Origin of the sequence: Kitasatospora sp. NPDC058965, assembly GCF_042741245.1 — a bacterium.
Lineage (GTDB): Bacteria > Actinomycetota > Actinomycetes > Streptomycetales > Streptomycetaceae > Kitasatospora.
This window is the reverse complement of sequence record NZ_JBHYKG010000361.1, coordinates 1-7,971: the sequence shown is the minus strand read 5'-3', so window position 1 is coordinate 7,971 and position 7,971 is coordinate 1. Positions and strand designations below refer to the sequence as shown.

7 protein-coding genes are annotated in these 7,971 nt (G+C 73.5%); 6 read left to right on the top strand and 1 reads right to left on the bottom strand.

Annotated elements, in window-relative coordinates:
- Positions 1-61 precede the first annotated feature (61 nt).
- Positions 62-1,060, top strand: coding sequence for a LysR substrate-binding domain-containing protein (locus ACFW1A_RS35555; protein ID WP_380416719.1), 999 nt, complete (start codon positions 62-64; stop codon positions 1,058-1,060).
- Between the two features lie 58 nt (positions 1,061-1,118).
- Here the strand turns inward: ACFW1A_RS35555 and ACFW1A_RS35550 are convergent, their stop codons facing one another.
- On the bottom strand, positions 1,119-1,433 hold the full coding sequence (locus ACFW1A_RS35550; protein WP_380416716.1) for a WhiB family transcriptional regulator: 315 nt from the start codon (positions 1,431-1,433) through the stop codon (positions 1,119-1,121).
- A gap of 457 nt (positions 1,434-1,890) precedes the next feature.
- Here ACFW1A_RS35550 and ACFW1A_RS35545 point away from each other — a divergent pair, with 457 nt between their 5' ends.
- The 5 genes from ACFW1A_RS35545 to ACFW1A_RS35525 all read left to right on the top strand — a co-directional run.
- Complete coding sequence (locus ACFW1A_RS35545) at positions 1,891-2,502, top strand: response regulator transcription factor (protein ID WP_014136228.1); 612 nt, start codon at positions 1,891-1,893, stop codon at positions 2,500-2,502.
- A gap of 281 nt (positions 2,503-2,783) precedes the next feature.
- Complete coding sequence (gene shbA, locus ACFW1A_RS35540) at positions 2,784-3,473, top strand: RNA polymerase sigma factor ShbA (RefSeq protein WP_380416714.1); 690 nt, start codon at positions 2,784-2,786, stop codon at positions 3,471-3,473.
- A 239-nt stretch (positions 3,474-3,712) separates the two neighbouring features.
- A complete protein-coding gene (gene guaB, locus ACFW1A_RS35535) occupies positions 3,713-5,215 on the top strand; it encodes an IMP dehydrogenase (protein ID WP_380416712.1) in 1,503 nt (500 codons plus the stop codon).
- Between the two features lie 102 nt (positions 5,216-5,317).
- The gene (locus ACFW1A_RS35530; RefSeq protein ID WP_380416710.1) at positions 5,318-6,433 is read left to right on the top strand and encodes a GuaB3 family IMP dehydrogenase-related protein; all 1,116 of its coding nucleotides are present in this window, start codon (positions 5,318-5,320) and stop codon (positions 6,431-6,433) included.
- Positions 6,434-6,612: 179 nt separating this feature from the next.
- A partial coding sequence (locus tag ACFW1A_RS35525; RefSeq protein ID WP_380416708.1) for a serine/threonine-protein kinase occupies positions 6,613-7,971 on the top strand: 1,359 nt, incomplete at its 3' end.

Below are 7,971 nucleotides of genomic sequence, written 5' to 3'. Positions count from 1 at the left end.
CCCCGCTTCGGCGGGGCGGCGCCGGGCCGTCGGCGTCCGGGGGGCGTCTACCCTGGGGCGCATGATCGAGGCACGGCATCTGCGGGTCCTGCGGGCGGTGGCGCGCACCGGTTCGTTCTCGGCCGCCGCGCGCGAGCTGGGCTGCACCCAGCCGGCGGTGAGCCAGCAGATGAAGGCGCTGGAGAAGGCGATCGAGCTGCCGCTGGTGGTCCGGTCGGGGCGCGGGGTGCAGCTGAGCGAGGCGGGCGAGGTGCTGCTCAAGCACGCCTCGGGGATCCTGGCCGGGCTGAGCGCCGCCGAGCAGGAGGTGGCGGCGATCGCCGGGCTGCGCGCGGGGCGGGTGCGGCTGGTCTCGTTCCCGACCGCGAGTTCCACCCTGGTGCCGCCCGCCGTCGCCCAGCTGCGGGGCGCCCATCCGGGGGTCCGCGTGTCGCTGGTGGAGGCCGAGCCGCCGGAGTCGCTGGCGATGCTGCGCGGCGGCGAGTGCGAGATCGCGCTGGCCTTCCGCTACCCGGACCAGACGCCCCATCAGCCGCCGGGGCACGGCGTCGGCCGGGCGGCCCGGGCCCAGGCGGTGCTGGCCGCGGCCGAGACGGCGGCCGCCGCCGACTGGTCCGACCTGGTGGTCCGGCCGCTGCTCGACGACCCGCTGGTGGGCCTGCTGCCGTCCGGGCACCCGCTGGCCGACCGGGACGAGGAGCACCCGGTCCGGCTCGCCGAGCTGGCGGGCGAGCAGTGGATCGCGGGCTGCCCGCAGTGCCGCGGGCACCTGGTGGAGCTCTGCGCGGGCGCCGGCTTCGAGCCGCGGATCGACTTCGCCACCGACGACTACCCGGCGGTGGTCGGCCTGGTGGCGGCCGGGCTCGGGGTGGCGGTGCTGCCGGGGCTGGCGCTGGCGGCGGTGCGCCGGGACGCGGTGGCGGCGGTGCCGGTGCACGCCGCGGGCGGCGGGCCGGCCCGCCGCGAGGTGGTCGCGCTGACCCTGCCGGACCTGGCCGAGGTGCCGGCGGTGGCGCTCATGCTCGACCGGCTCGCCTCGGTCGCGGCGGCCGGTCGCTGAGTCTGCGGCGGACGGGGGAGCGGCGGGCGGGCCGCCGGGTGCAGGAACGTTTCGCCACCTACTGACGGACGGTCAGCGGCACCTCGACCATCCGGTTGCGGGCCCGGCCCTGCAGTTCCTCGCGCTCGTCCTCGGTCAGCCCGCCCCAGACGCCGTACGGTTCGCGCACCGCGAGTGCGTGGGCCGCGCACTGGGTGCGTACCGGGCAGCGCATGCAGACCTCCTTGGCGCTCTGCTCGCGGGAGCTGCGCGCCGCGCCGCGCTCGCCCTCGGGATGGAAGAAGAGCGAACTGTCCACACCGCGGCAGGCTGCTGAGAGCTGCCAGTCCCACAGGTCCGCGTTGGGACCGGGGAGTCGGGAGAAATCGGCCATGGTTCATTCCCTTCGATGAGGCTTCCGTACGGCGAGGCATCGAGGCGCCGGGAAGGACACCTGGAAATATGACTTACGGCGACCTACGGGACAAGTCACCCACAGACTCACACAACAGTCAATGATCGTACAAAAGCTATAAAAACGGACGAAGTGGGCATGAAAGCGGTCATCCGGGCTGTGGCAATCGGGTGGCCCGGTGTGTCGGACCGCCGGCGGCGCGCCGGTGGATCGGCCGTGCTCCGGCGCGCGAGGGGTGCGTCCCACGCGCCTGACGAGCACAAAAGAGCGGGGTTCACCCCGCGGTGCGGCTGATCAGTGATGGGTCGGCCACGTACAGTGGTGGAGATGGCCCTGAAGGCCGTAACTCATTCGAGTGACGGTCGTTGGAAGTGCGGAGAGAGTTCGTACCAGCCAGGAGGCTCAACGTGACGCGGATCAGCTGCGGAGGACGGTCATGACTTCCGTTCTCGTTTGCGACGATTCACCGCTCGCCCGGGAGGCGCTGCGCCGTGCGGTGGCGACCGTGCCGGGTGTCGACCGGGTGACGACGGCGACCAACGGCGAGGAGGTCCTGCGCCGCTGGGTGGCCGACCGCTCCGACCTCGTCCTGATGGACGTCCGGATGCCCGGTCTCGGCGGGGTCGAGACGGTCCGCCGACTGCTGTCCGCCGACCCCGGGGCCCGGATCATCATGCTCACCGTGGCCGAGGACCTGGACGGCGTGGCCCTCGCGGTGGCCGCCGGTGCCCGCGGCTACCTGCACAAGGACGCCTCCCGGGCCGAGCTGCGCGCCACCGTGACCCAGGCGCTGGCCGACCCGACCTGGCGGCTGGCGCCGCGCCGGCTGCGCAGCCCGGACATGGGCGCCGCGCCGACCCTGACGGCCCGTGAGATCCAGGTGCTGGAGGGGATGAGCCACGGCCGCAGCAACGCGGAGATCGGCCGCGAGCTCTTCCTGTCCGAGGACACCGTGAAGACGCACGCCCGGCGGCTGTTCAAGAAGCTCGGCGCCTCCGACCGGGCCCACGCGGTGGCCCTCGGCTTCCGCTGGGGCCTGGTCCGCTGAGCGGCACCGCGCGCCGCCCGCGCCCCTGTCGGCCCCGGCCGGCGGGCGCGCGCAGCGAGCGGGGGAGCCGCCCGCGAGCCGGGTCCGGAGCGCCGATCGACCATGACACCGGGTTTTCGACGGCCGTGGCATAGGCCCTTCGGCGGTGGAGGCTGCACCATGGAGGGGTGGAGCGCGATGGCGGCGGGAGCGGGGGTGGGTCGGTGGCGACGGATAACGGTCCGGTGCACAACTCCGGACGCGGTGCGGCGTTTCCCGGTTCGACCAGGCACCATGGACCGATGCGTGAGGACGAGCCCGGCGACAGCGGCGCGAGCCGGCCGCCAGTGAGCGAGCCGTCGCCGTCCGAGGAGCGGCCCACCGGCCGCGGCCGTCGGACGGCGAGCGGTGCTGTACCCGGCACCTCGCCGCTGGTCGCGGAGCTGGTGGCGGCCGCGGTCCGGGGGGAGGGCCCGGCCACTGACGCACTGTTGGCCTACGTCCACCCGCTGGTGCTGCGGTACTGCCGCGGTCGGCTGGTGCGGCTGCCGGGCGGCGCCCGGCACCACGTGGACGACGTGGCGCAGGAGGTGTGCGTCGCGGTGCTCTGCGCCCTGCCGCGCTACCGGGACGAGGGGCGCCCGTTCGAGGCCTTCGTCTACTCGATCGCCGCGCACAAGATCGCCGACCTGCAGCGGGCCGCGATGCGCGGGCCCGGCTCCACGGTGATCCCGCCGGACGACCTGCCCGAGGTGGTGGACGAGGCGCTCGGCCCGGAGGAGCGGGCGCTGCTCAGCAGCGACGCGGCCTGGATGCGCGAGCTGCTCTCGAACCTGCCGGCCCGTCAGCGCGAGCTGGTGCTGCTGCGGATCGCGGCCGGGCTGTCGGCCGAGGAGACCGGCGAGATGCTCGGCATGTCCCCCGGCGCGGTCCGGGTGGCCCAGCACCGGGCGCTGAGCCGGCTCCGGGCGCTGGCCGAGGAGTCGGCCTAGCCGCGGTTGGTATGTGTACTGGCTCACCCTTGTCAAGGGGGCGCGACGTGTTTACTCGCGAAGCCAGTACGATGGGGTATCGGCGCCTGGACAGGTCGCCAAAGAATGACCGGGGCGAGCGGCGTTACCTCGTATGTTCGTCCAGGAGACCTGGCCTGTGCCGGTGGACGCGCCCGCCGACCCTCAACCGGGCGCGGTACCGAACGACACGGCCGGCCACGGGAAGGTAGCCCCCCACCATGTCTCTTAACGCCGCAGGCGTACCCGAGAAGTTCGCCATGCTCGGACTCACGTACGACGACGTCCTGCTGCTGCCCGGGGAATCGCACGTGCTGCCGAACCACGTGGACACCTCGTCCCGGGTCTCGCGCCACGTGCGGGTCAACATCCCGCTGCTGTCCGCCGCGATGGACAAGGTCACCGAGTCCCGGATGGCCATCGCGATGGCCCGTCAGGGCGGCGTCGGCGTGCTGCACCGCAACCTGTCGATCGAGGACCAGGCGAACCAGGTGGACCTGGTGAAGCGCTCCGAGTCCGGCATGGTGACCGACCCGATCACGGTCGGTCCGGACGCCACGCTGGCCGAGGCCGACGCGCTGTGCGCCAAGTTCCGGATCAGCGGCGTGCCGGTGGCCGACCCCGAGGGCAAGCTGCTGGGCATCGTCACCAACCGCGACATGGCCTTCGAGTCCAACCGCTCGATCCTGGTCCGCGAGATCATGACCCCGATGCCGCTGATCACCGGCACGGTGGGCATCTCCGGCGAGGACGCGATCGGGCTGCTGCGCCGCCACAAGATCGAGAAGCTCCCGCTGGTCGACGCCGAGGGCCGGATCAAGGGCCTGATCACGGTCAAGGACTTCGTCAAGGCCGAGAAGTACCCGAACGCCGCCAAGGACGCCGAGGGCCGGCTGCTGGTCGGTGCCGCGGTCGGCGCCAGCGCCGAGGCCTTCGACCGGGCCCAGGCCCTGGTCGAGGCGGGCGTGGACTTCCTGGTGGTGGACACCTCGCACGGCCACAGCCACAACGCGCTGGACTGGATCGCCAAGATCAAGTCGGCGGTGCAGGTGGACGTGGTCGGCGGCAACGTGGCCACCCGGGACGGCGCCCAGGCGCTGATCGACGCCGGGGTGGACGGGGTCAAGGTCGGCGTCGGCCCGGGCTCGATCTGCACCACCCGCGTGGTGGCCGGCATCGGCGTGCCGCAGGTGACCGCGATCTACGAGGCCGCGCTGGCCTGCCGGGCGGCCGGCGTGCCGGTCATCGGCGACGGCGGCCTGCAGTACTCCGGCGACATCGGCAAGGCGCTGGCCGCCGGTGCCGACACCGTGATGCTCGGCTCGCTGCTGGCCGGCTGCGAGGAGTCGCCCGGCGAGCTGCAGTTCATCAACGGCAAGCAGTTCAAGTCCTACCGCGGCATGGGCTCGCTGGGCGCGATGCAGTCGCGCGGCCAGGGCCGCTCCTACTCCAAGGACCGCTACTTCCAGGCGGAGGTGGCCTCGGACGACAAGCTGGTGCCGGAGGGCATCGAGGGCCAGGTGCCGTTCCGCGGCCCGCTGTCCGCGGTGCTGCACCAGCTGGTCGGCGGCCTGCGCCAGACCATGGGCTACGTGGGCGCGGCCACCATCGCGGAGATGGAGAGCAAGGGCCGGTTCGTCCGGATCACCTCGGCGGGTCTCAAGGAGAGCCACCCGCACGACATCCAGATGACCGTCGAGGCGCCGAACTACACCAGCCGCTAGCCGACGCGGCACCGAAGGCCCGCCACCGCCCCGGTGGCGGGCCTTCGCGCGTCCGTCCGGGATACTGGGGGCGTTGTTGAGCAGCAAGCAGAGAGGCTCGAAGTGACTGAGATCGAGATCGGGCGAGGCAAGCGCGGGCGCCGGGCGTACTCCTTCGACGACATCGCCGTCGTACCCAGCCGCCGGACGCGGGACCCGAAGGAGGTCTCGATCGCCTGGCAGATCGACGCCTACCGCTTCGAGCTGCCGTTCCTGGCGGCCCCGATGGACAGCGTGGTCTCGCCCGCGCAGGCCATCGCGATCGGCAAGCTGGGCGGCCTGGGCGTGCTCAACCTCGAAGGCCTGTGGACCCGGTACGAGGACCCGCAGCCGCTGCTGGACGAGATCGCCGCCATCGCCGACGAGGCGTCCGCCACCCGCCGGCTGCAGGAGATCTACGCCGCCCCGATCCAGGCCGAGCTGATCGGCAGGCGGATCAAGGAGGTGCGCGAGTCCGGCGTGGTGACCGCCGCCGCGCTCTCCCCGCAGCGCACCGCCGAGTTCTCCAAGGCGGTCGTCGACGCCGGCGTCGACGTCTTCGTGATCCGCGGCACCACGGTCTCCGCCGAGCACGTCTCCGGCGCCGCCGAGCCGCTCAACCTCAAGCAGTTCATCTACGAGCTCGACGTGCCGGTGATCGTCGGCGGCTGCGCCACCTACACCGCCGCGCTGCACCTGATGCGCACCGGTGCGGCCGGCGTGCTGGTCGGCTTCGGCGGCGGCGCCGCGCACACCACCCGCAACGTGCTGGGCATCCAGGTCCCGATGGCCACCGCGGTGGCCGACGTGGCCGCCGCCCGCCGGGACTACATGGACGAGTCCGGCGGCCGCTACGTGCACGTGATCGCCGACGGCGGCGTGGGCTACAGCGGCGACATCGCCAAGGCGGTGGCCTGCGGCGCCGACGCGGTGATGATCGGTGCCGCGCTGGCCCGGGCCACCGACGCGCCGGGCCGGGGCTTCCACTGGGGCATGGAGGCGGTGCACGAGGAGCTGCCGCGCGGCAAGCGGGTCAACCTGGGCACCGTGGGCAGCACCGAGGAGATCCTGGCCGGTCCGTCGCACACGCCGGACGGCACGATGAACCTGTTCGGCGCGCTGCGCCGGGCGATGGCCACCACCGGCTACTCCGAGCTCAAGGAGTTCCAGCGGGTCGAGGTGACGGTCAGCCACCGCTGACCTGGATCGTTCGTGCAGCGGCCGTCCGTACCGGACGGCCGCTGCGCTGCTTTTTCCGGGGTCGAGTGAACAGCGGCCCCGGGCACAGGGGATGATGGAGGCTTGACCGTCCTCGCGTTCGCGCCGCGGGTCGACGGTCCGTCACCTGACTCGGCAGCAGCAAATGGGGGAACGCCCGAATGACCCAGCCGCAGGGCAACTCCGGACGCGTGCTGGCCGACCGCTACCGGCTCGAATCGGTCCTCGGCAGCGGCGGTATGGGGACCGTCTGGAAGGCCGAGGACGAGATGCTCGGCCGGATCGTCGCGGTCAAGGAACTGCGGATGCACGGCGGGGTGGACGAGGACGAGCGGCACCGGCTGATCGTCCGCACCCTGCGCGAGGCCAAGGCCACCGCCCGGATCCGGCACACCGCCGCCGTCACCGTCTTCGACGTGGTCGAGGAGGACGACCGGCCGTGGATCGTGATGGAGCTGGTGGACGGGCGCTCGCTGGCCGAGGTGGTCAAGGAGGACGGCCCGGTGACCCCGGTGCGGGCCGCCGAGATCGGCCTGGAGCTGCTCGGCGTGCTCGGTGCCGCGCACGCCCAGGGGATCCTGCACCGCGACGTGAAGCCGTCCAACGTGCTGATCGGCGAGGACGGACGGGTGGTGCTCACCGACTTCGGCATCGCCAGCGTGGAGGGGGACACCTCGGTCACCTCCACCGGGATGCTGGTCGGCGCGCCCTCGTACATATCCCCGGAGCGGGCCCGCGGGCAGAAGCCCGGCCCGCCGGCCGACCTGTGGTCGCTGGGCGGCACGCTGTACGCCGCGCTGGAGGGCAAGCCGCCCTACGACCGGGGCTCGGCGCTGGCCACCCTCACCGCCGTGATGACCGAGGAGCTGCCGCCGCCGGCGTCCGCCGGTCCGCTGCTGCCGGTGATCCAGGGGCTGCTGGAGAAGGACCCGGCCAAGCGGCTGGACGCCTCGCAGACCCGGTCGATGCTCAAGCGGGTGGTGGCGGACGCCACCGCGCGCGCCGAGTCGACCACCCAGGCGAAGGTGCCGGCACCGGTCGAGCCGGGGCCCCCGAAGACCGGGGCGCCCGCGAAGACCTCGGTGCTGGCGAAGGCCCAGGCGCTGTCGAAGGCCCCGGCGGGCAAGGGCGGCAAGCAGCGGCCCGGCGTGCCCGGGCTGAGCACCGTGCGGGTCGGGGCGGCCGCCGCCGCGCCGGCCGCCGAGGCGCAGCCGGCCGTGCCGCCGACCACGCCGCCGGCCGCGGCAGGAGCGGTCGAGCAGGAGACCAGCTGGACCAGCAGCGCCACGCTGGGCGCCGCACGGCGGTGGCCGCGGCGGCGGTTGCTGCTGGTGGCGCTGGCGCTGGTGTTGGCGGTGCTGCTGGTGTTCGGCGCGGTCTGGCTGGCGCAGGGAGGCGGCGGGAAGGGCTCGACGGGCTCGGCCGGCGCGGCCGCCTCCACCGCGGCGACCACCGCGGGGGCGCCGTTGCCGCCGGCCGCCGCCCCCTCGGCCGGCGCCGCGTCGGCCACGGCCCCGTCC

Bases quoted from the DNA above. Each gene is read 5' to 3' on its own strand.
- ACFW1A_RS35555 (WP_380416719.1), top strand. From the start codon at position 62: ATGATCGAGGCACGGCATCTGCGGGTCCTGCGGGCGGTGGCGCGCACC.
- guaB (WP_380416712.1), top strand. From the start codon at position 3,713: ATGTCTCTTAACGCCGCAGGCGTACCCGAGAAGTTCGCCATGCTCGGA.
- shbA (WP_380416714.1), top strand. From the start codon at position 2,784: ATGCGTGAGGACGAGCCCGGCGACAGCGGCGCGAGCCGGCCGCCAGTG.
- ACFW1A_RS35545 (WP_014136228.1), top strand. From the start codon at position 1,891: ATGACTTCCGTTCTCGTTTGCGACGATTCACCGCTCGCCCGGGAGGCG.
- ACFW1A_RS35550 (WP_380416716.1), bottom strand. From the start codon at position 1,433: ATGGCCGATTTCTCCCGACTCCCCGGTCCCAACGCGGACCTGTGGGAC.